Source organism: Terrabacter terrae (assembly GCF_039529575.1).
GTDB classification, from domain to species: domain Bacteria; phylum Actinomycetota; class Actinomycetes; order Actinomycetales; family Dermatophilaceae; genus Terrabacter; species Terrabacter terrae.
In genome coordinates, this window is sequence record NZ_BAAANB010000048.1 from 1 (window position 1) to 501 (window position 501).

General features: G+C 70.9%; 1 protein-coding gene. It reads left to right on the forward strand.

Translation table 11 applies throughout. The annotated features are described in order from the left end of the window. Positions 1-338: SIS domain-containing protein (locus ABD194_RS18870; RefSeq protein ID WP_425580028.1), on the forward strand; the 338-nt coding region annotated here is incomplete at its 5' end. Positions 339-501: the final 163 nt, after the last annotated feature.

The window sequence follows — 501 nt, forward strand, 5'->3', positions numbered from 1 at the left end:
CCTTCCTCGGACGCGGGTGGTCCAACGGCATCGCCAACGAGGCGGCGCTCAAGCTGCGCGAGTCGGCGCAGTTCTGGTCGGAGTCCTATCCGGCGATGGAGTACCGCCACGGCCCGATCAGCATCGCCGCGCCGGGGCGCGCCGTCTGGGCGTTCGGCGAGGTGCCGGAGGGACTGCGCGAGCAGGTCGCGGCGACCGGTGCGCACTTCGAGCACCGCGACATCGACCCGCTCGCAGACCTCGTGCGGCTGCACCGGCTGTGTCTCGCCAAGGCCGACGCCGCGGGCCTCGACCCCGACGCGCCGCGCAACCTCACCCGCAGCATCGTCCTCACCTGACCTGCCGCACTCCTCCTCCCCGCTTTCACCGTCGAAAGGCCACAAACCGGGCCCGGTTTGTGGCCTTTCGACGGTTCAGCGGCCCGGTTTGTGGCCCTTCGACGGTTGAGTTGTGGGGGGTCAGCGGAGGGCGAGGAGCTGCATCAGCCTTGCGGCCTCGTCG